Genomic DNA, 21429 nt, shown 5'->3' on the forward strand with positions numbered 1-21429 from the left:
TTTCACTTGATAATATTAGCAGTTCATTCAGAATTATTTTTAGTAAAAAATACTAAAAATGGGTTTTTGAGTCCGTTTGGGCACTTTTTGCTAAAAAATCAATGAATTTTGGTGATTAGCCATTAACTAAATTTTGATCAGCGGTAAAAAATGCCCCTTTTTTTGCACTCGAATCAAACATTTTATCTGATTTGTTGATCTTTATACAAACACCTTCCTCCATGAAGAAAAAGGCTTTGATCATAGGTTCGGGAATTGCCGGCATAGCATCCGCACTTCGCCTTGCGGCTAAAGGCTTAGAGGTGGAAGTCTTTGAAGCCAATTCCTATCCCGGTGGAAAGCTTTCAGAAATAGAAATCAAAGGGTATCGTTTTGATGCAGGGCCTTCTCTTTTTACCCTACCTGAGCAGGTGGAAGAGCTCTTTCGACTATTTGGAAAAATTCCTGAGGATTATTTCGAGTATACCCAGTTGGAGGTTGCCTGCAATTATTTCTGGGAAGACGGAAAGCGAATTCAGGCTTTTGCAGATTTGGGGAGGTTTGCAGATGAGGTGGAGTCCAAATTGGGAGAGCCGGGAGGAAATGTAAGAAAGGCTTTGCAGCGCTCTTCCTTTATCTATGAGCATTTGGCTCCGCTTTTTATGCATCGCTCACTGCACAAATTTGGCACTTGGACCAATCCTCAGGCGCTAAAGTCTTATCTCAAAATGGGAAAACTGGGAATTTTCTCCACGATGAATCAGGCTAATGAGGAGCTTTTTTCCAATCCCAAGCTAGTCCAGCTTTTCAATCGCTATGCGACGTATAACGGTTCGGATCCTTACCAGACTCCTGCTACCCTAAATATCATTCCTCATCTGGAGTTCAATATCGGAGCCTATTTCCCTAAAAAAGGGATGCATGACATTACCCAGAGCCTTTTCCGGCTGGCGAAATCCCAAGGAGTGACTTTTCATTTCAATTCCAAAGTGGAGGAAATTCTCGTGGAGAATGGAAAAGCTGTGGGAATCAAGGCTGGTGATCAGGAAATTATGGGAGATCTGGTGGTCAATAATATGGATATGGTCAATGCATACAAGACCATCCTCCGAAAACAAAAGCAGCCGAAGAAATTATTGGAGCAACCCAAATCCAGTTCGGCCCTGATTTTTTATTGGGGAATTAAAAAGGTCTTCCCCGAATTGGAATTGCATAACATCCTGTTTTCGGAGGATTACCGGACAGAGTTTTCCCATATTTTCAAAAAAGGGAGTATCTACTACGACCCGACAGTATATATCAATATAACCTCGGTTCACAAGCCAGATGATGCACCGGAAGGATGCATGAATTGGTTTACAATGATCAATGTACCCAACAATCAAGGTCAGGATTGGGATCAGCTGATTGCCGAAGCCAGAAAAAATATCATTTCCAAAGTCAACAGGATTCTGAATACGGATTTGGAATCCTTAATAGAAGTAGAGGAGATTTTGGAGCCAAGGACCATAGAATCAAAAACTTCTTCTGCTCAGGGAGCGCTTTACGGGAATAGCTCCAACAACAGATTCGCGGCCTTCCTGAGACATGCGAATTATTCCTCTTCCATTAAAAATCTCTATTTCTGTGGAGGCTCGGTTCATCCGGGAGGAGGCATACCTCTTTCCTTGCTTTCTGCAAAAATCATGAGTGAGATGATCAGTCTGCAGTAGGCAGTTATCAGTTTGCAGACTGCCTACTGAATACTGCCAATCGCTTCTTTGACCAAGTCTTGTTCAAATCCTTTGCTTATAAGGTATTGAATGACTTTGAAGCGTTTTTTGTAGGGATCTTTTTCGATGGTTTTCTCCCATTTCTTTTCAGTAGCCTGTACCAGTACCTCGTAGTATTCATCCGGATCAATTTCCAATAAAGCCTTTCGGATTAAATCTGTTGGGATTTCCCGAAGCTTCAATTCGCGGGTAATTCGATTTCTTCCCCACTTTTTTATCCGGAATTTTCCTCTTGCAAAAGCTCTCGCAAATCGTTCTTCATTCAGAAATCCGTCCTTGGTTAGCGTATCAATAAGCTGGTCTACCGCATCCCCTTTGATGCTTTTTTCATAAAGTTTCCTCCGAACCTCCCAGGCACATCGCTCCTGATAGGCACAAAAAGTCTCCAATTTTCCCTTTGACTCTTCCAGGCTCCAGGACATTTTTGGAGTTTGATCTGGGTTATTTTTTCCCCAAGTGGACATTTTTGGTAATTTTAAGCCAAAATACCCTTCGCTAGAGTTTTTTCAAACCTTATAAACTTAATCCTCTCATGAGAAAGAAAATTGTTGCCGGCAACTGGAAGATGAACATGACCTACGAAGAAGGTCAGAAACTTACCTCTGAAATCGTCAATATGTTCAAAGACGAAGCCGTCAAAAATGTTCAGGTGGTCTTGAATCCTCCCTTCCCACATATTTATCCTGTAAAAAAGCTGATTGGTGACACCGAAGGCATTTTCATGGGTTCTCAGAATTGTTCGGATAAGGAATCTGGAGCATTTACCGGAGAGGTTTCAGCCAAGATTTTGGCCTCTTTTGGAGTTCAGTTTGTGATTTTGGGACATTCAGAGAGAAGAGAATATTTCAAGGAGAGCAATGAATTGCTTTCTGCTAAAGTGAAGCAGGCCTTGGCTCATGGATTGACTCCTATCTTTTGCTGTGGAGAATCTTTGGAGATTCGAAATGCCGGAACCCACGAGGCAAATGTGAAATTTCAACTTACCGAAAGCCTATTTGATCTTTCTCCAGAGGATTTTTCAAAAGTTGTGATTGCTTATGAGCCAATCTGGGCAATTGGCACCGGAAAAACTGCAACTTCAGACCAAGCGCAAGAAATGCACTTGGCTTTGAGAAGACATATAGCTTCCAAGTATGGAAAAGAAATCGCTGATGACACCTCAATCCTTTACGGAGGTAGTGCCAATCCAGGCAATGCCAAGGAGCTTTTTTCCAAGCCTGATGTGGACGGAGGTCTAATCGGTGGAGCTTCTTTGAAGTCAAGAGACTTTATCGATATCGTTAAGTCATTCTAAGTATTACCCAATTCTATCTATAGTTTACCTCAGGTCTGTGTATTCACAGACCTGTTCTTTATCTCACCTTTAGTAAAAAAAGCAATGGATTACCTGGAGTTTAAAATCAAATGCCTGGAAGAGTTTCGGGAAATCCTGATTGCTGAATTGGCTGAAATTGGGTTTGATTCCTTTTTGGAAACTGAGGAGGGAATTGATGCCTATGCTCCAGAGGCGGATTTTAATCGAGAATCCTTTGAGCAAATCATCGAAAATTATCGGGATCAGGCTCAGCTTACTTTGACTGAAGGCCTGATGCCCAAGGTAAATTGGAATGAAGAATGGGAAAAGAATTACGATCCTATTGCGGTAGATGACTTGGTTTATGTCCGGGCTTCCTTTCATGAACCTCAGCCAGGCTTTCGATATGAGATAGTCATCAATCCAAAAATGTCTTTTGGAACAGGTCATCATGCTACCACTTTCCAGATGCTAAGACTCCAAGGAGAGATCGACCACCAAGGAAAAAGAGTTTTGGATGTGGGTTCCGGAACCGGAATCTTGGCCATCATGGCTCACCTTCTCGGAGCGAATCAGGTCGAGGCCTTTGACATCGATGATTGGTGTGTGGAAAATGGAAATGAGAATTTTGATCTGAATGGACTAAAAACCCGTATGGGCTTAGGAACCATTCGTCAGGTAAATCCTCAGGGTCCTTATGAAATTATCCTTGCCAATATCAACAAGAATGTCCTGCTTGATGAAATGAAAATCTATGCAGATCTGCTTGCAGAAAATGGCTATTTATTACTGAGCGGTTTCTACACAGAAGACATTGATGACTTAGTCAATCTTGCCAAAACCTTAGGTTTGGAATTGAAAAAATCCTCTTCCAAAGACAATTGGGCGGCTTTAATTTTACAAAAGGACTAACATGCAAGAATTGATTATTTATGCATTCTTGTTTTTGGCATTGCTTGGGCATTGCCTATTGGCAGGAACAATGTATCGCAAAGTCCATGCGGATGAGGAGTTGAGTTTAACGGAAAAAAACTTCTGGAAGCTAAGAGCTTTGATATTTCCGCTCTTGTTTTGGTTTTATTACCACCAGGAAAAAAAGAGGAGAAGTTCATAGAACTAGAAACTTTTTAGTCTCTTTTTCCGCTTATTGCCTATGACCCTATTCTGGGGAGTAGCTTACCCAATTACTTTTGTAATTTTACCCTATGGAGTACGTCTGGAAACAAAAACCTAAAGCATCCCAAGCAGCTATTGAAAAGCTAGGAAAGGAAATCAATGTGAATCCTACCCTGGCCAACATGCTGATCAATCGTGGTGTGGATAATTTTGATCAGGCGAAGGACTACTTCCGCCCTAGTTTGAGCCAATTGCATGATCCTTTTTTGATGAAGGACATGGAAGCAGCGATTCAAAGAATTGAAAAGGCTGTAGTTGGTCAGGAAAAAATTCTGGTCTATGGAGATTACGACGTAGACGGAACCACGGCTGTGGCTCTGGTTTATGGTTTTTTAAAAGGGTTTTATCCCCATGTGGATTTTTATATCCCAGATCGATATAAGGAAGGTTACGGGATTTCCGAGCGGGGAGTAAGATTCGCCGCAGAGAGTGGATTTTCCTTGGTCATTGCACTGGATTGTGGGATCAAAGCCATTGACAAAGTCCGATTGGCGGCTGAATTGGGAGTTGATTTCATCATTTGTGATCACCATACACCGGGAGAAGAGCTTCCCGCAGCGGTGGCAGTTTTGGATGCTAAAAGAGAGGATTGTACCTACCCTTACAAGGAATTGAGCGGATGTGGGGTTGGATTTAAATTGATTCAAGGCTATGCCAAAAGGCATGGAATTGAGGAATCTGTCTTATACCCATACCTGGATTTGTTGGCGGTAAGTATTGCTGCCGATATCGTACCAATCACTGGAGAAAACCGAATCTTGGCCTATTACGGTTTGGATAGGATCAACAATACTCCAAGACCTGGACTTAAGGCTTTGATCATTCAGGCCAAAGTGGAAAAGGAAATCCAGATTTCAGATATAGTTTTTAAAATCGGCCCAAGGATTAATGCTTCGGGAAGATTGGAACATGCAAAGGCCTCCGTTGAGCTTTTGATTTCCTCTAATCTCGATGAAGCAATCGAGCGAGCAAAATTGGTCGATGAGGTCAATTCTACGAGAAGAAACTTTGACGAAAACATCACCAAGGAAGCTTTTGAAATGCTGGCGGCACGGGAAGAGGAAGCTGAGTGGAATTCCACAGTTTTGTTCAAAGAGGATTGGCATAAAGGGGTGATTGGAATTGTAGCTAGCCGCTGCATTGAAAAATATTACCGCCCTACGATCATCCTGACAGAATCCAATAACAAGGCAACTGGAAGCGCCAGATCGGTAGTAGACTTCGATATCTACGAAGCCATTGCGGAATGCGCTGAGCTTTTGGACCAATTCGGTGGGCACAAGTATGCCGCAGGTCTTACCCTTTCGGTGGAAAATGTTCCGGCATTTCAGGAAAAATTCGAATTGGTAGTTCGAAGCAGAATTGAAGAAGTTCACAGAAAGCCCGTAATTGAAGTGGATGATGTGCTGCTTTTGGACCAGATCAATTACAAGTTTTATAATATCTTGAAGCAGATGGCACCATTTGGTCCGGGGAATACCGAACCTGTTTTTCGAATCAATAATGTCTATGCAGACGAGGTAACTGTCTTGAAAGACAAACATCTTCGATTCAAAATCGTGCAAGATGGGCAAGTGACTACGCCGGTTTGTTTGGGTTTTGGGATGGCAGATCGAGCCAAAGATCCTGACCTGACTACCGTTAATTTGCTCCGTGCTAAAATGAGATTCGACATTGTGGCAGAGATGCGGGAGAATTTCTTCCGGGACAAAAGTAGTTTGCAACTCTACGTGAAAGACATCAAATTTGACTGATATGATTCTTCGAGCTGAACACCTGGTCAAAATTTACAAAGGTCGCCGAGTGGTGAATGATATTTCCGTGCAGGTGGAGCAAGGGGAAATCGTCGGACTTTTAGGTCCAAATGGAGCAGGAAAGACTACTTCTTTTTACATGATTGTAGGTCTGATTCAACCCAATGAGGGAAAGATTTTTTTGGAGAATGAGGAAATCACTGATCTTCCTATGTACAAAAGAGCCAAACTTGGAATTGGCTATTTGGCTCAGGAGGCTTCAGTTTTTCGAAAACTTTCTGTGGAGGAAAATATCATGGCTGTTTTGGAAATGACCAAAATGCCAAAGGCTCAGCAAAAGGAAAAAGTGGAAAGTTTGCTGGAGGAATTTAGCTTAACCCATGTCCGAAAAAACCTTGGGATGGTGCTCTCTGGTGGAGAAAGAAGGAGAACTGAGATTGCAAGAGCTTTGGCAGTAGATCCAAAATTTGTCTTGTTAGACGAGCCATTTGCAGGAGTTGACCCAATTGCGGTTGAAGAGATTCAAACTATTGTAGCCAAGCTGAAGACAAAAAATATCGGCATATTGATCACCGACCACAATGTTAACGAGACCCTTTCCATCACCGATCGGGCATATTTGATGTTTGAAGGTAGATTGCTAAAGGCGGGATCGGCAGAGGAATTGGCGGCAGACGAGCAAGTCAGAAAAGTCTACCTCGGTAGCCAGTTTGAGCTCAAACGAAAAGTTTTTAATTAATGGAGGTGCTTAACAGCTTCATGACCTGGATTTTTAAAAGCCGACTGGGTCAAATCGAAAATTTCAAAACCAATCCCATCGAGGTCCAGGAAGCCACTTTCAGGTCCCTGATTGATTCAGGGAAACGCACAGAATTCGGGAAGAAATATGGGTTTTCCGGGATCAATACTTACAGAGATTTCGCTGCCCAAGTGCCTGTTTTTGATTACGAAACCTTCAAGCCCTATATCGAGAAAACCATGCTTGGAAAGCAAAATGTGGTTTGGAATACCGATATCGAATGGTTTGCAAAGTCATCTGGAACTACCTCCAGCCGAAGCAAGTACATCCCAGTGTCTGAAGAAAGCTTGGAGGAATGCCATTACAAAGGTGGAAAAGACATGGTTTCCCTGTACGTTAATAATTATCCTGAGACGAAATTATTTACAGGAAAAAGTCTTTCGATTGGAGGCACACTAGAGAAGAATCCCCTGAACCCAGAAGGCACTGCCCGTGCAGGCGATGTCTCGGCAGTCATAATGCAGAACCTTCCAATCTGGGCTCAATTCGCGAGAACCCCTTCCTTGGAAACGGCCTTGATGAGTGAGTGGGAAGCCAAAATTGAAAAAATGGCAAGGGAGACCATGAACGAAAATGTCACTTCCATTGCTGGGGTTCCGACATGGACGGTGGTTTTGCTTCAGCGGATTTTGGAATTAAAGAAAGCCAAGCATGTTTTGGAGGTTTGGCCCAACTTGGAGGTATTCTTTCATGGAGCGGTGGCTTTTGGTCCCTATACAAGTCTGTTCAGGGAATTGATTCCTTCTGAAAAGATGCGCTATATGGAAACTTACAATGCTTCCGAAGGCTTTTTTGGAATTCAAGACCAGCCAGATTCTGAGGATTTGCTGCTCTTGTTGGATTATGGGATTTTTTATGAATTCATCCCAATGGAAGAATGGGGATCAGAAAATCCAAAAGTTATCCCTTTGGAAGAAGTTGAGGTGGGTAAAAACTATGCAATCATCATTTCAACCAATGGAGGACTTTGGAGATACCAGATTGGAGATACGATCAAATTCACCTCAGTTTTACCTTACCGATTTAAAATTTCCGGGCGAACCAAGCATTTCATTAATGCTTTTGGTGAGGAAGTCATCGTGGAAAATGCCGAGAATGCAATTCAGTACGCCTGTGAACAGACAGGAGCAACCTTAAGCAATTTTACGGCAGCACCGGTTTATTTTGAAGGAAATGGCTCTAAAGGAGCTCATGAATGGGTGGTCGAATTCAATAAAGAACCAGATTCGATCGAGGAATTTGCAAACTTGCTAGACAACCGACTGCGTCAAATCAATTCTGATTATGACGCAAAACGCTATAAAAATCTTGCCTTGAATCGTCTGATTTTGCACCCGGCCCCTCATGGACTTTTTGAGGCTTGGCTCGGAAAAAAGGGAAAGCTCGGTGGTCAATACAAAGTGCCAAGGCTTTCGAATTCCCGAGAATATATCGATGAGATTTTGGAGATGATGAAAAAGCAATAATTAAAACCCTTCGTCAAAAACCTTCCTGAAAATCCGGATTCAGGGATTATATTGAATTTCAATTGCCCAATAATTCATGTCCCGGTTCCATCTGATTTCTCTTTACACTTTTTGCCTCGTTGCAATTTTTTTGGCTGCCATGGCCTATTGGACTAAAGTACCTGAAATTCCTTCTGAAGAATCGACTTTTCAAGAACAACCCATAGCCTTTCATCCCTCTTCAGGAAGAGATTCAATCCGTCTTTTTGACTTGCCGAAGGAACTGACTTTTGCAGGAGAAAAGGTGCCCTTGGAAGATTCTGATGTGATGGAAAGGCTTGAGCGGGAGATTTATGTCAATGCCTATTGGGAGTCCAATATGATCCTTTTGATGAAGCGGTCTGGGAAATATTTCGAGGAAATTGACAGGATTTTGACTGAATCGGGGATTCCTTCTGATTTTAAATATCTCGCCTTAGCAGAAAGTGGACTGATGAATGTCGTCTCTTCGGCAGGAGCTCGGGGTTTTTGGCAATTTATGGAATCTACAGCCAAGGAATATGGCTTGGAGGTTTCCAAAGATGTGGATGAGCGCTATCATTTTGAAAAATCCACCCGCGCAGCAGTAAAATACTTGCAAAAGGCCCATGCCAAATTTGGAGACTGGACGGCGGTAGCTGCCAGTTACAACATGGGACAGACCGGTTTTTCAAAAAGACAGGAAGAACAGCTTCAGAGTAATTACTATGATCTCTATCTCAACGAAGAGACCAGCAGGTATCTTTTTCGGATTTTGGCATTCAAGGTAATTTTTGAAAATCCAGGTGAATTTGGGTTTAACCTCAAGGAAAAAGATTACTATAAAAACCCTAAGTTTAGAACTCTAAAGGTGGATTCAGATATCAAGAATCTGGCGAACTGGGCTAAATCTCAAGGAAGTAATTACAAAAATTTAAAACTTTATAATCCTTGGTTGAGAGATCGGGATCTCAATGTGAAACGAGGAAAAACTTACGAAATTCAACTTCCCGAATAGCCACTTGAAGGCCGTTTACCCACCAATTATTTTACACATCTAGTTTATGAAAAGAAGAAATTTTATCCATATGTCTGCACTCGGAGCCGGAAGTTCGTTGTTAGCAGGAACCACAGCATTTGGTTCCTCAAAGGCTGTTTCTGAAGCCAATCCATTTGATCGTTTACCTTCTTTTGATGCGGAGATTGTTCCGATTTCCATGGAGGAAAGAAGGTCTCGAATCGCCAAAGCTCAGGAATTGATGGGTAAAAACGGAATTCAAGCCATCGTTTTGGACTCCGGGACTTCCATGGATTATTTCACAGGAATGAGATGGGGGCAAAGCGAAAGACCCATGGTTGCTGTAATTCCAGCAAAAGGTGAGGTAAGTTATGTCTGTCCAAAATTTGAAGAAGACCGCTTGGAAGAGTTGATCGCTATGGGAAATAAGATTGGCGACAAAATCTACCCCTGGGAAGAAGACGAAAGCCCATACGAGCAAATCAAGAAGGCCGTTTTGGATTCTGGAGCTACTTCCGGAAAAATAGGGATGGAAGAGCGCGTACGATTTTTCATCGCAGATGGGGTGAGACGAGTAGCCACCAACTTTGAAGTGGTCAGTGCAGATCCAGTGACGATTCCTTGTCGAATCATTAAGTCCCCAGCTGAAATCGCATTGATGCAAATCGCAACTAATATGACCATAGAGGCGATGAAATTAGGCTTTTCGGCATTGAAAGAAGGTGAAGGTCCTTCTAATTTTTCATCAGCCGTGGCTCAGGCCCATCAGAAAATGGGCGCTAGGCATGCCTTTGCTTTGGCAAATTTCGGCCCAGCTTCTGCTTTTCCACATGGAAGTACTCAGCCTCAGATTTTGAAAAAAGGAGATGTGGTTCTGGTGGATTGTGGATGCTTGGTGCAGGGATACAATTCCGATATCAGCCGTACCGTAGTTTTTGGAGCGGAGCCTACTGCGCGACAAAAGGAAATCTGGGATCTGGAAAAAGAAGCTCAAGCAGCGGGATTTAGAGCTGCGCAAATCGGCGCTCCCTTAGAGGCGGTGGATGCAGCAGCCAGAAAAGTAATAACTGATGCAGGCTTTGGACCGGATTATAAACTTCCAGGCCTACCCCATCGAACCGGTCATGGAATCGGAATGGATGGGCATGAGTGGGGAAATGCAGTTCGGGGAAATAAACAGATTCTTGAACCGGGAATGTGTTTCAGCATTGAGCCGAATATTTCCATTGTCGGAGAATTTGGGGTCCGCCATGAAGACTGCGTGTACATGACAGCTGATGGGCCGGTTTGGTTCTCTCAGCCAAGTCCATCCATTGCTCAGCCTTTTGCCTAAAATCCAGAATTTGGGCTTGCCGAATTCAATTTTGAAAGAAATACCAAAAAGGAAAACTCAAGAGACCTTAGATCGGTTATCCTAAGGTCTACTCGTTCGAAATTCGTACTTTCGCACTCCAAATTCCCCTCGTCTGATGAGTCAATCCCCTGCTTCACAGGAAGAATTTATTGAAGTATTTGGTGCCAGAGAGCATAATCTCAAAAACCTGGATCTCAAAATCCCAAGAAATAAGCTGGTCGTAATTACCGGACTTTCAGGAAGTGGGAAGAGCTCCTTGGCTTTTGATACGATTTATGCAGAAGGTCAGCGTCGCTACATGGAGAGCTTTTCGTCTTATGCGAGATCTTTTTTGGGTGGACTTGAGCGACCGGATGTGGATAAGATCAATGGGCTTTCTCCGGTAATCGCTATTGAGCAAAAGACGACTTCTAAAAACCCCCGCTCCACAGTCGGTACTGTCACTGAAATCTATGATTTCATGCGTTTGCTTTTTGCCCGGGCAGGGGAAGCGTATTCGTATTTGACGGGGAAAAAGATGATCCGCCAGACGGAGGATCAGATTATTGAACAGCTATTTTCCAAATTCGCTGAAAAAAAACTTTATATTCTTGCCCCTGTGGTCAAAGGGAGAAAGGGACATTACCGGGAGCTTTTTGAGCAGATCCGAAAAATGGGTTTCTCCAAAGTCCGGGTGGACAATGTGGTGATGGACATCGTCCCCAAAATGCAACTTGATCGATACAAAATCCATGATATCGAGATCGTGATTGATAGAATTGTGGCAGATGAATCTGACCGCTTTCGGATTACTCAATCCCTGAAATCTGGCTTGCAGCATGGAAAAGGCGTGATCATGATCCGTGAGGAAAATGGAGATATTCACCATTTTTCCAAATACTTGATGGATCCCGAGACGGGTTTGTCTTACGATGAGCCAGCGCCCAATACCTTTTCCTTCAACTCCCCATATGGAGCTTGTCCTACCTGTAATGGTTTGGGTATCACTGAAGAAATAACCCGAGAAAGTATCATTCCTGATCCTGAATTGAGTATTACCCGCGGAGGAATAGCTCCTTTGGGAGAATACCGTGATATCTGGATTTTTAAGAAAATTGAGGCAATCCTGAAGCATTACAAATGCTCCATGAGTACACCGATCAAAAACCTTCCAGATCATGTGGTGGAGGTTTTGCTTTTTGGTGATAAAGTGGAAGTGGCCGTGGATTCTGTAAAGTATCCTGGGACCAAGTGGAATACAACTTTCGAAGGAATTGTAAATTTTCTCCAGAAATATCAGGAGGGAAGCTCAGAGAAAATTCAGGATTGGGTTTCTGAATTTACCGTGACAAAAGTTTGTCCTGACTGCGAGGGATATCGACTGAAAAAAGAAGCCCTCCATTTCAAAATCGACGAAAAGCACATCGGTGAACTTGCGGTTTTGGACATCCGTGGTTTGTCTGATTGGTTTGAGGATGTAGAATCCCGAATGAATGAAAAACAAAATGCCATTGCTGCAGAGGTTTTGAAAGAAATCAGAAAGCGAATTGGCTTCCTTATGGATATCGGTTTGGATTATCTTTCCCTAAACCGACCTCTTCGAACTCTTTCTGGAGGGGAAGCACAGCGTATCCGTTTAGCAACTCAAATCGGGACTCAATTAGTCGGCGTTCTATATATTCTCGATGAACCAAGTATCGGGCTACACCAGCGAGACAATGTTAAACTGATCAAAGCCCTACAAAGTCTTCGGGATTTGGGAAATTCGGTGATGGTCGTGGAGCATGACAAAGACATGATGCTGGAATCTGACTTTGTGTTGGACATGGGTCCGGGTGCTGGCCGACATGGTGGACATGTGGTTGCAGCTGGTTCGCCCAAAGAGATTTTCAATAATGGTTCAATTACTTCCCAATACCTCAGTGGAAAATTAGGTTTACCAGTTCCTAAAAAGCGAAGAGAGGGCAAGGGAAAGAAACTTGTACTTAAGGGAGCCACCGGAAATAATCTCAAAAATGTGGATTTGACCATTCCTTTGGGCACCTTGACTTTGGTCACAGGAGTATCAGGAAGCGGGAAAAGTACCTTGATCCACGAGACTTTATTCCCAATTCTTAACCAGACTTTTTACAATTCCAAGAAGGAACCCATGCCTTACGAGAGCATAGAGGGTTTGGAGCATTTGGATAAAGTAATTGAGGTAGACCAAAGTCCAATCGGAAGAACGCCAAGGTCAAATCCGGCTACTTATACAGGAGTATTTTCAGATATCCGGACGCTCTTCACAGAACTTCCTGAATCTAAAATCAGAGGATATAAACCAGGTCGTTTTTCTTTTAATGTCAAGGGAGGTAGATGTGAGGACTGCGAAGGGGCTGGCATGAAGCTGATCGAAATGGATTTTCTACCGGATGTCCATATCCCATGTGAGACTTGCAAAGGCAAACGATATAATCGAGAGACTTTGGAGGTAAGATTCAAGGGAAAATCTATCTCAGATGTTTTGGATATGACTGTAGAGCAAGCAGTGGAATTTTTCCAAAATCAGCCTAAAATCCTGAGAAAAATCAAGACCCTGAATGATGTGGGTCTTGGCTACATCACGCTAGGCCAACATGCGACAACTTTATCTGGTGGCGAGGCGCAAAGAGTTAAGCTGGCGACGGAATTATCCAAAAAGGATACAGGGAAGACCATTTATATTCTGGACGAGCCGACCACAGGACTTCATTTTCAGGATATTGATCTCCTGATGGGTGTATTGCAGAAATTGGTAGAAAAAGGGAACACGGTGCTGATCATTGAGCATAATCTTGACGTCATCAAAGTCGCTGATTATGTGGTTGACTTGGGTCCTGAGGGAGGAAATAAGGGAGGAAATATTTTGATTCAAGGTACTCCTGAACAAGTAGCTGCCCATACAGGAAGTCATACCGGTAAGTTTCTCAAAATGGAACTTGACCGCTCAAATTAATAGGCCAATCCTAGGACTTAGCCTTTTATCAAAATCAAACAGAGGAAAAATTCCAAAGAATTACCTTTGGATCAGGTATGAATAGAATTCGGCTCTATTGGATTTTGCAGATTTTAGGCTGGGGAAGTTTTGCTTTCGTCAATATCTTCTTCGCTTCCCTTTCTCAGGGGATTACCGCCGTACAGCTTTGGGCCTTTGTTGCCTTGGCCGCTTTTTATCTGATTTCCACCCACGCGCTTCGCCATGTAGTCAAGGCTTATGAATGGTTTAAGCTGGGGATTTTTCGGCTATTGATTCAGACACTTTTGTCGCTTCTAGCCCTGGCAGTTGTGAACGTACTAGCTCAGATATTAATCAATTTGGCTTTTGGTACGCTTAATCCGGCAGAGGACTTCCGTGCTTTGGTAATTGTCGTCAACCTGTTTGTCAGCTTCCTTTATTACTCTTTTTGGTTTTTGTTGTATTTCCTTTTCCACTTTCTGGATAATTACAACAACAGCTTGAAATATGAAGCTAAAATCAACGAAATCAGGCTCAATCACCTCAAAAGCCAATTGAATCCGCATTTTATATTTAATGCCCTAAATTCGGTTCGTGCTTTGGTGGATGAAGATCCTGAAAAAGCCAAAACGGCAATCACGAGGATTTCCAATATGCTTCGCTTTTCCCTAATGATGGACAAGAAGCAAGTAATTGATTTTGCAGATGAATTAGCGACGGTAAAGGACTACCTGGCCTTGGAATCGATTCGATTTGAAGAGCGATTGGAGGTAATCTACCAAATTGAAGAGGAGTCTTATAATTACCGAATTCCTCCTATGATGCTGCAAACTATCGTGGAGAATGCGATTAAGCACGGGATTTCTAACCTGGTAAAAGGAGGCCTTATAGAAATCAAGTGTCGGGAGGGGCTCCAGGAAGAATTGTATATTCAGGTGAAAAACTCCGGGTTTTTGAATACCAACTATAAAAATGTAAAAAAGAGTGAAGGGGGACATGGTTTGGAAAACACCAAACAGCGTCTCAAGTTACTTTATGGTGACAAAGCAAGTTTTAGAATTTTCAATTCAGGAAGCCAATTTGTCATCACTGAAATCAAAATACCGAAACAAAGAATTACTTTAGAATAATCAACCCTAACAAAATGAGAGCTATAGTAATAGATGACGAAAGACTAGCCCGAAAAGAACTGATTACCCTTCTCAATCAACTTGAGACCGTGGAGGTAGTTGGTGAGGCGGTCAATGTCGATGATGCCAAGGAAAAAATAGAGCAGCTTCAGCCCGATGTGATTTTCCTGGATATCCAAATGCCGGAAAAAACCGGCTTTGATCTACTTGAAGAATTGGATCATGTTCCACATGTCATTTTTACCACAGCCTACGATGAATATGCGCTAAAGGCATTCCAAGTCAATGCCTTGGATTATTTGCTTAAGCCAGTAGAACCGAAGCGTCTGGAAGAGGCGATCAACCGATTGATCGGAAAGATTGAGGGCTTTGCAAAGAGTCAGGAAGCTGCGGCAGGACAAAATCAGAAAAAATTGACTTTGGAAGATCAGGTTTTTGTAAAAGACGGAGATAGATGTTGGTTTGTCCGCCTTTCCAACGTTCGCCTGTTTGAATCCGATGGGAATTACATCAAAGTTTATTTTGACAATTTCAAGCCGATGATTCATAAGTCCCTGAATGCCTTGGATGAAAGATTGGATGAAAAGTCATTTTTCCGCGCTAGCAGAAAGCATATCATCAACTTAGGATGGGTCGAAGGAATCGAGCCTTGGTTTAATGGAGGTCTGGTAGTCACACTCCGTGGTGGCGATCGAATCGAAGTAAGCCGCAGACAGGCTGCCAGATTCAAAGAAATGATGAGCCTTTAATTTCGTAACCAAAAAAAAGCATTTGATTTTCCAAATTTAATTTGGAGATTAGGGTAGGTTTTCGTTATTAGCTAAGAAATTGAAAGAATTTCTTTGAAAGCACATCAAATCATCACCCATGAAAGAGGAAAGAATTCTTATAGTCGAAGACGACATTAGTATCGCAGAAAATATCCAGGAGATTCTGGAGCTTTTGGGATACGTGAATATCGACATTGCCAACTCTGCAAACCAGTGTATCAAGGTCATTAAAAAGTATCGCCCTGACCTGATATTTATGGATATCAAGCTCAAGGGAGATAAAGATGGTATCGAGCTTGGGGAAATTGTCAAGCAGATGGTGGATGCACCTTTGGTTTTTGTCACCTCCTACAGTGATCCTACCATTATCGAAAGAGCAAAAAGAATCGCTCCTGCTGGTTTCATCGTAAAGCCTTTCAATACCAATGACATTCATGCGATTGTAGAAATCGTATTGTATAACAAGCGATCTAAGCCTGCCCCAGAAGCAGCTGTGGTTAAAGTCAGCAATGAAAGTCCGTTCTTAGTTAATGATGCCGTATTCATCAAGGCGGATAATGCCTTTGAGCGAGTACAATACGAAGATCTATACTATGTAGAGGCTAACGGAAACATGGTTACCATTTATACCAAAGGCCGGGAGTTTAGTATCCGAAAGTCCATGAAGGAAATCGAGGATATTTTGCCTTCACATTTATTTCTAAGAGTTCAGAAATCCTACATCGTTCAACTTGGCCAAATCGATAGCTTCAACACCAAGGACATCAACTTGAAGTCAGGAGCCATAGTCCAAGTCGGAAGACAGTATTACAACAGCTTCTTGGCGAAATTGAATACTATTACAGAAAGCTGATAAAAAAAGGCGAGCAAAGCCCGCCTCTTTTGATAACCAAACAATCAACCAAATTAACCCTTACGAGTCACTCTTAACAAGCCTCAGGCGCCGTTTGCGCTTGGGGCTTTTGAGTTTTGTAAATGCTTACCTGAAGGATTTCAGGACCTTGTTCAGATTGTAATCCGATTTGTGGAGTTGGTTTAGTAGTTTCAAATCGGGCAGTATGTTGTGCAAGCTTAGCTTCAGATTTCGCTTTTAGGACGATTGTGAAAGCCATTGCTATTCCCAAAGCAGCACAGACATTTTTTTGTGTGAAGATTGAAGTAATCATGGCAGTAAAAGAGTTGGTTTAATTTCGTATTACCCTATATGCCAAAAGGCGACCAATTTCTAAAAAAGGCTCTATTTCCTTCAAAATGAGGTTTTAGGAAAAGAGGCGTGTACGCCACCGTACACCATAACGTCAACTGCGGACAATAAACCGAACAAAATTTGGTTACAAAGGGGAAAAAGATTTAACAACTTTTTTCCTAGGCATAAAAAAAGCTGCCCGGTTAAGGCAGCTTTCTATGGGTTTCACAATTAATTACAATAACTCATTCGCCAGATTGGCTAATTCAGATCGCTCTCCTTTCTCGAGCTTGATATGCGCATAGAGCGGATGGTCTTTGACCCGATCAATCAGATAGGAAAGCCCATTGGACTGGGAATCCAAGTAAGGCGTATCGATCTGAAAGACGTCACCAGTGAAGATGATCTTCGTGTTTTCACCTGCTCGGGAGATGATTGTTTTGATCTCGTGAGGCGTTAGGTTTTGTGCCTCGTCCACAATAAAGAAGATGTTGGAAAGAGATCTACCCCTAATGTAAGCCAATGGCTGGATGACCAACTTTTCCTGATTGACCAATTCGGTGATTTTCTGAAATTCTTTATCCGTCTCCTTGTATTGGTTTTGGATAAACTTCAAGTTGTCCCAAAGAGGCTCCATATAGGGGTTGAGCTTGGATTTGATATCTCCAGGCAAGTATCCGATATCCTTATTGGAAAGAGGAACAATTGGCCGAGCTAGAAAGATTTGCTTGTATTCTCTTCTTTGCTCAAGAGCTCCAGCTAGCGCAAGTAAGGTTTTACCAGTTCCTGCTACACCCTGAATGGAAACCAGTTTTATTGCTGGATTCATAATCGCATGCAGAGCAAAGGTCTGCTCAGCATTTCTGGGCTTTACATTGTATGCCAAGCGCTTATCGACTCTTTCCAATACGTTTTCATCCGAATTGAAATAGGCGAGAACCGAGTTTTTGTCGCTTTTTAGAATATAATACGCATTCGATTTGCGCTTTCTGGTACCTAAAACAGCTTTAGCTTCGATGTATCCCTGATCGTAGATTTTATTGATTGCGGCAGGATCTACATCTTCAAGAATATATTTCCCGGTGTTTTCAAGCTCCGAAATATTCTTGATTTTCCCGGTCTCGTAGTCCTCCGCGTGGATTTCCAAAGATTTGGCTTTTAGTCTAAGATTGATGTCTTTCGAAACCAGAATGACTTTGCGGTCCTTTTCATGTTCTTTTAGATAAAGCGCAGCGTTGAGGATTTTGTGGTCGTTTTTTTCCTCACCAAAAATCACATTCGCATTGAGCTTATTATCCGGGTTCATCAAGACTTTGAAGTTTCCCCGGGTTTTTCCATTGAGTGGAGTCCACTCGTGAATCATATGATCCATGGAAAGCTTATCCAGCAATCGGATAAATTCCCGCGCTTCAAAATTCTTGGTGTCGTTGCCTTTCTTGAATTGATCAAGCTCCTCCAGCACAGTAATGGGGATCACCACATCGTGCTCGGCAAAATTCATTATGGAGTTGTGTGCATACAGGATCACGGACGTGTCCAGCACAAAGATTTTCCGATCTTTATCGGACTTGGCTCTAGGCATGTGCAGGAAAATTGTAGTGGTATTGAGTTGAAATAATTTAGAAAATATTCTCGGGGAATAGGCATAGATGGCCAAGAAATTATGGTTAAAAATGCCGAAAAAAGGGGATGGGCTTGAAAATCAAATCAATAGAATTCCAAGAATTGAAGATTGAAAAATTGAAAGATTAGGAAGTCTCCAAAGACTTCCGCCAAGACTGAACTTTAACACTCCTAATTTTTCAATATTCCAATTTTTCAATTTTTAATCTAACAGGGTTCGGATATCCTCGTTGTCCAAACTCTTCATGAAGCTTTCTTCATTGCTGATTAATTCGCCAGCTAGGGCCAGCTTGCGATCCTGAAGAGCCATGATTTTTTCTTCCACAGATCCTTTGGTGATGAATTTGTAAATAATCACCTTATTCTCCTGTCCGATTCGGTGAGCCCGGTCAATAGCCTGGGCTTCCACTGCCGGATTCCACCAAGGATCCAAAAGAAATACATATTCAGCCTTGGTTAGGTTGAGGCCTACGCCCCCCGCTTTTAAGGAAATCAAAAAGACTTTGATATTCTCCTCGTTTTGGAATTTTTCGACCTGAGCCTGTCTGTCCTTTGTGGCTCCATCCAGATAGGCGTAGGGAATTTTATTTTCATCCAAATACGCCCGAATGATGTTCAGATGCCGGACGAATTGACTAAACACGAGAACTTTATGGTCCTCGGAAATGGTCTCCTGAAGCATATAGGTAATTTGCTCCAATTTCCCGGATTCTCCTTTGTAATCTTCGCGCACCAACTTGGGATGATTGGCAATTTGTCTGAGTTGGGTCAGGCCCCGTAGTAAAGTAAACTGCTGTGAGCCTCTTCCCGCGCCATCCAATTCCCCGATGATTTTTTCCCGGTAGTAGTTTTTTACCTCTTCATAGACTTTTTCCTGCTCAGCAGTCATGTCGGCATATTTCACGTTAATGACTTTTTCTGGCAAGTCTTGCGCTACTTGGGATTTTAATCTTCGAAGGATAAAAGGCTTGATCATGGCGTGTAACCTTGAGGCCTTATCCTTATCGTTTTGCTTTTCTATGGGAAGCAAAAATTGCTTCTTAAATACATTTTGGTTTCCCAAAAGTCCGGGATTAACAAAGTTCATTTGTGACCAAAGGTCCATCGTGCCGTTCTCCACAGGAGTGCCTGTCAGAATGAGCCTTCGCTTGCATTTCAGTTTGTTTACGGCCACGGCAATGTTGGATCCTGGATTTTTGATAGCCTGGGATTCATCCAAAATCACGTAGTTGAAATAGAAATCCTTCAGGATGTCAATGTCTAAGCGGACAATCCCGTAAGAAGTCAAAACCACATCATAGCCTCTGAATTTCCATGGATCTTTGATTCTTTGGGTCCCTGAATAAACCAGAACTTTAAGCTCAGGGGTGAATTTTCTAGCCTCAAGCTCCCAGTTGTAAATCAGGGAAGTCGGCATGACCAGCAAGGAAGCAAAGCCTGGGTTTTCCTCCTTTTCATGAGCCAAAAGGGCCAAGGTTTGTACAGTTTTACCCAGACCCATGTCATCAGCCAAGCAGCCCCCAAAGTGGTATTCATTAAGGAACCTAAGCCAATTGTAACCAGCGTGCTGGTAGGGTCGAAGCGAACCCTGGAAAGTACTTGGGACCTCGTATTCCTCAATGGAATCGAAATTTCTAAGTCGTTCCAACTTGAGGCTGAGATTAAGCTGAATTAGTTCTCCGTTTTGAAGCTCTCGTGCATAAGCTAGATGGTGCTTTTTCAGTACCAATTCATCTGCGGAACGCTCTTCGATGAAATTGAACAGTTCGGAATAGTTGACAAACCAAGAGGCGGGAATTACGGCGATCTCTCCGTTAGGAAGCTCGAATTCTGTTTTACCCTGAATCAGCAACCTTCTCAATTTGGAGAAAGGAACCAGATAAACCCCAAATTTGATCAGCGCCTTGACATCAAACCAGTCGATGTTTTCATTGACTTCGATGCTGATTTGGGCTTTGCCGATATGGTAGGTTTTCCCGTCAGGACTGGCTTTTTGGAGGATTTTGATTTTATTTTCTTCCAAAAACTCCTCGTTTTGTCCCAGCCACTCAAAAGCCTGAGTCTTTGGAAGGGTAAATTTTCCATGTACAAAGACCATATTCTTTTTCTTCAAAATGGTCTCGTATTTCTTTTCTACCTGAGTAGTCCGAACGGTTTTATAAAAGGTATAAGTCCCGTTCTTTTCTTCCAATCTTACCGAGTTGCCGCTATTTTCTCCACCCTCCGACTGAATTCCGAAGTCATAATCCCCATATTGAAATCTTAGCTCAAATACAATCCTACTCTCGCCAGCAATTTGGGATTCTTGGTCAAAAATGGATTCCGAACTGTTGTAAGCCAATTCGCTGAATGCCAAAAGCGCCTGAGGAGCACCTTGCTCAGTTTTGATTTCAAAACCCTTGGCCTCAACTTCAAATTGGGTAATCAAATTTTTCATAAAGCCCTTGTAATAACCCGGCTCTATTCGCTTTTCAATGACGATGAACTTTTTATTCAGAAAGGCCTGAAGTTTTTTCCCGTCGATCCCTTTTTCGAAATGGAAAAGCTGGTCATTGACAATCAACCAAGCGGGATCTTTGCAGATAAAATAGCCGTGCTTGTACTGCCATTCCAACCTTTGGCCTTTGAATTTGATGGTAGGCCAATAGTGGGTATTGTCTGGGTTTTTGTGAAAATGAAACAGGACAGTCGCCGCCTCAGGATTGACCTGGATTTCTTTCCAAGTAGGATTGCCATCCGAACCCATTTCGAAAAGTCTTTTTCCGATTAGTAGTGGTAAAATCTTGGAACGTTTGATTTCCAGATTATCGAAAATTAGATCTTGGGTTTTCTTATCCTCGGTCTTTGGGTCAAAGATTTTATTGAGAAATTCCTTAGGCCGAAGGTTCCCTTTTTTCATGTAAGGTTTAACCACCACCTCCGGCTGCATGGAGTCCATGAGCTTGATCAGATCATAATCTCTTTTGTCCAGTCCAGCATCAAATTCCTTTGCATTGGCATAGCTAATATTTTGATAGGCTAAGGATAATCTGTCTTTTTCATCCAGTTGAACTACAAAGGATTCAAAAAGTAGCCCTAAATACTCATGGCTGAAAATTGAATAAACAATCTGGAAAGGTTGTTCCGAGTTTACGATCATGATGTTATATAATATAGTC

17 protein-coding genes are annotated in these 21429 nt (G+C 42.5%); 13 read left to right on the top strand and 4 right to left on the bottom strand.

What is annotated here, in order from left to right; genetic code table 11:
• Positions 1 to 221 precede the first annotated feature (221 nt).
• Positions 222 to 1691: a 1-hydroxycarotenoid 3,4-desaturase CrtD gene (gene crtD / locus DFQ04_RS09115; RefSeq protein WP_133555014.1), complete on the top strand. Its 1470-nt coding sequence runs from the start codon at positions 222 to 224 to the stop codon at positions 1689 to 1691.
• Positions 1692 to 1714: 23 nt separating this feature from the next.
• On the opposite strand, the gene DFQ04_RS09120 is transcribed toward crtD, so the two are convergent.
• Positions 1715 to 2215 (bottom strand): regulatory protein RecX, encoded by a 501-nt coding sequence (locus DFQ04_RS09120; protein WP_133555016.1) that lies wholly within the window; start codon positions 2213 to 2215, stop codon positions 1715 to 1717.
• 68 nt (positions 2216 to 2283) lie between these two features.
• Between DFQ04_RS09120 and tpiA the strand changes: the two genes are divergently transcribed.
• The 12 genes from tpiA to DFQ04_RS09180 all read left to right on the top strand — a co-directional run bounded on the left by tpiA (position 2284) and on the right by DFQ04_RS09180 (position 16315).
• Entirely contained in the window at positions 2284 to 3045 is a 762-nt protein-coding gene (tpiA, locus tag DFQ04_RS09125; protein WP_133555018.1) for a triose-phosphate isomerase, read from the top strand.
• 84 nt (positions 3046 to 3129) lie between these two features.
• Positions 3130 to 3957, top strand: a complete 828-nt coding sequence (gene prmA / locus DFQ04_RS09130) for a 50S ribosomal protein L11 methyltransferase (RefSeq protein WP_133555020.1) — start codon at positions 3130 to 3132, stop codon at positions 3955 to 3957.
• A 1-nt stretch (position 3958) separates the two neighbouring features.
• Positions 3959 to 4159, top strand: coding sequence for a hypothetical protein (locus DFQ04_RS09135; protein ID WP_133555022.1), 201 nt, complete (start codon positions 3959 to 3961; stop codon positions 4157 to 4159).
• A gap of 91 nt (positions 4160 to 4250) precedes the next feature.
• Entirely contained in the window at positions 4251 to 5975 is a 1725-nt protein-coding gene (recJ, locus tag DFQ04_RS09140; protein WP_133555024.1) for a single-stranded-DNA-specific exonuclease RecJ, read from the top strand.
• Between the two features lies 1 nt (position 5976).
• The gene (gene lptB / locus DFQ04_RS09145; protein WP_133555026.1) at positions 5977 to 6714 is read left to right on the top strand and encodes an LPS export ABC transporter ATP-binding protein; all 738 of its coding nucleotides are present in this window, start codon (positions 5977 to 5979) and stop codon (positions 6712 to 6714) included.
• Positions 6714 to 8240, top strand: coding sequence for a GH3 auxin-responsive promoter family protein (locus DFQ04_RS09150; protein ID WP_133555028.1), 1527 nt, complete (start codon positions 6714 to 6716; stop codon positions 8238 to 8240). The genes lptB and DFQ04_RS09150 overlap by 1 nt, the downstream gene beginning before the upstream one ends.
• A 76-nt stretch (positions 8241 to 8316) precedes the next feature.
• The gene (locus tag DFQ04_RS09155) at positions 8317 to 9255 is read left to right on the top strand and encodes a lytic transglycosylase domain-containing protein (RefSeq protein ID WP_133555030.1); all 939 of its coding nucleotides are present in this window, start codon (positions 8317 to 8319) and stop codon (positions 9253 to 9255) included.
• 46 nt (positions 9256 to 9301) lie between these two features.
• Positions 9302 to 10588 (top strand): M24 family metallopeptidase, encoded by a 1287-nt coding sequence (locus DFQ04_RS09160; RefSeq protein WP_133555032.1) that lies wholly within the window; start codon positions 9302 to 9304, stop codon positions 10586 to 10588.
• 136 nt (positions 10589 to 10724) lie between these two features.
• Positions 10725 to 13562 (top strand): excinuclease ABC subunit UvrA, encoded by a 2838-nt coding sequence (gene uvrA, locus DFQ04_RS09165; RefSeq protein ID WP_133555034.1) that lies wholly within the window; start codon positions 10725 to 10727, stop codon positions 13560 to 13562.
• A gap of 77 nt (positions 13563 to 13639) precedes the next feature.
• On the top strand, positions 13640 to 14692 hold the full coding sequence (locus DFQ04_RS09170) for a sensor histidine kinase (protein WP_133555036.1): 1053 nt from the start codon (positions 13640 to 13642) through the stop codon (positions 14690 to 14692).
• Between the two features lie 14 nt (positions 14693 to 14706).
• Positions 14707 to 15441, top strand: coding sequence for a LytR/AlgR family response regulator transcription factor (locus tag DFQ04_RS09175; protein WP_133555038.1), 735 nt, complete (start codon positions 14707 to 14709; stop codon positions 15439 to 15441).
• Between the two features lie 118 nt (positions 15442 to 15559).
• Complete coding sequence (locus tag DFQ04_RS09180) at positions 15560 to 16315, top strand: LytR/AlgR family response regulator transcription factor (RefSeq protein ID WP_133555040.1); 756 nt, start codon at positions 15560 to 15562, stop codon at positions 16313 to 16315.
• Positions 16316 to 16388: 73 nt separating this feature from the next.
• Here the strand turns inward: DFQ04_RS09180 and DFQ04_RS09185 are convergent, their stop codons facing one another.
• The 3 genes from DFQ04_RS09185 to DFQ04_RS09195 form a co-directional block, all read right to left on the bottom strand.
• Positions 16389 to 16628, bottom strand: a complete 240-nt coding sequence (locus DFQ04_RS09185; RefSeq protein WP_133555042.1) for a hypothetical protein — start codon at positions 16626 to 16628, stop codon at positions 16389 to 16391.
• Between the two features lie 255 nt (positions 16629 to 16883).
• Positions 16884 to 18230: a PhoH family protein gene (locus tag DFQ04_RS09190; protein WP_133555045.1), complete on the bottom strand. Its 1347-nt coding sequence runs from the start codon at positions 18228 to 18230 to the stop codon at positions 16884 to 16886.
• 243 nt (positions 18231 to 18473) lie between these two features.
• Entirely contained in the window at positions 18474 to 21410 is a 2937-nt protein-coding gene (locus DFQ04_RS09195) for a DEAD/DEAH box helicase (RefSeq protein WP_133555047.1), read from the bottom strand.
• Positions 21411 to 21429 lie beyond the last annotated feature (19 nt).

The organism is Algoriphagus boseongensis (genome assembly GCF_004362805.1).
Classification (GTDB): domain Bacteria; phylum Bacteroidota; class Bacteroidia; order Cytophagales; family Cyclobacteriaceae; genus Algoriphagus; species Algoriphagus boseongensis.

Excerpts from the sequence above, each read along its gene's own strand:
- DFQ04_RS09185 (WP_133555042.1), bottom strand. The coding sequence starts at position 16,628 with ATGATTACTTCAATCTTCACACAAAAAAATGTCTGTGCTGCTTTGGGA.
- DFQ04_RS09155 (WP_133555030.1), top strand. The coding sequence starts at position 8,317 with ATGTCCCGGTTCCATCTGATTTCTCTTTACACTTTTTGCCTCGTTGCA.
- uvrA (WP_133555034.1), top strand. The coding sequence starts at position 10,725 with ATGAGTCAATCCCCTGCTTCACAGGAAGAATTTATTGAAGTATTTGGT.
- DFQ04_RS09120 (WP_133555016.1), bottom strand. The coding sequence starts at position 2,215 with ATGTCCACTTGGGGAAAAAATAACCCAGATCAAACTCCAAAAATGTCC.
- prmA (WP_133555020.1), top strand. The coding sequence starts at position 3,130 with ATGGATTACCTGGAGTTTAAAATCAAATGCCTGGAAGAGTTTCGGGAA.
- DFQ04_RS09150 (WP_133555028.1), top strand. The coding sequence starts at position 6,714 with ATGGAGGTGCTTAACAGCTTCATGACCTGGATTTTTAAAAGCCGACTG.
- crtD (WP_133555014.1), top strand. The coding sequence starts at position 222 with ATGAAGAAAAAGGCTTTGATCATAGGTTCGGGAATTGCCGGCATAGCA.
- DFQ04_RS09170 (WP_133555036.1), top strand. The coding sequence starts at position 13,640 with ATGAATAGAATTCGGCTCTATTGGATTTTGCAGATTTTAGGCTGGGGA.
- DFQ04_RS09160 (WP_133555032.1), top strand. The coding sequence starts at position 9,302 with ATGAAAAGAAGAAATTTTATCCATATGTCTGCACTCGGAGCCGGAAGT.
- recJ (WP_133555024.1), top strand. The coding sequence starts at position 4,251 with ATGGAGTACGTCTGGAAACAAAAACCTAAAGCATCCCAAGCAGCTATT.
- lptB (WP_133555026.1), top strand. The coding sequence starts at position 5,977 with ATGATTCTTCGAGCTGAACACCTGGTCAAAATTTACAAAGGTCGCCGA.
- DFQ04_RS09180 (WP_133555040.1), top strand. The coding sequence starts at position 15,560 with ATGAAAGAGGAAAGAATTCTTATAGTCGAAGACGACATTAGTATCGCA.
- DFQ04_RS09175 (WP_133555038.1), top strand. The coding sequence starts at position 14,707 with ATGAGAGCTATAGTAATAGATGACGAAAGACTAGCCCGAAAAGAACTG.
- DFQ04_RS09190 (WP_133555045.1), bottom strand. The coding sequence starts at position 18,230 with ATGCCTAGAGCCAAGTCCGATAAAGATCGGAAAATCTTTGTGCTGGAC.
- DFQ04_RS09135 (WP_133555022.1), top strand. The coding sequence starts at position 3,959 with ATGCAAGAATTGATTATTTATGCATTCTTGTTTTTGGCATTGCTTGGG.
- tpiA (WP_133555018.1), top strand. The coding sequence starts at position 2,284 with ATGAGAAAGAAAATTGTTGCCGGCAACTGGAAGATGAACATGACCTAC.
- DFQ04_RS09195 (WP_133555047.1), bottom strand. The coding sequence starts at position 21,410 with ATGATCGTAAACTCGGAACAACCTTTCCAGATTGTTTATTCAATTTTC.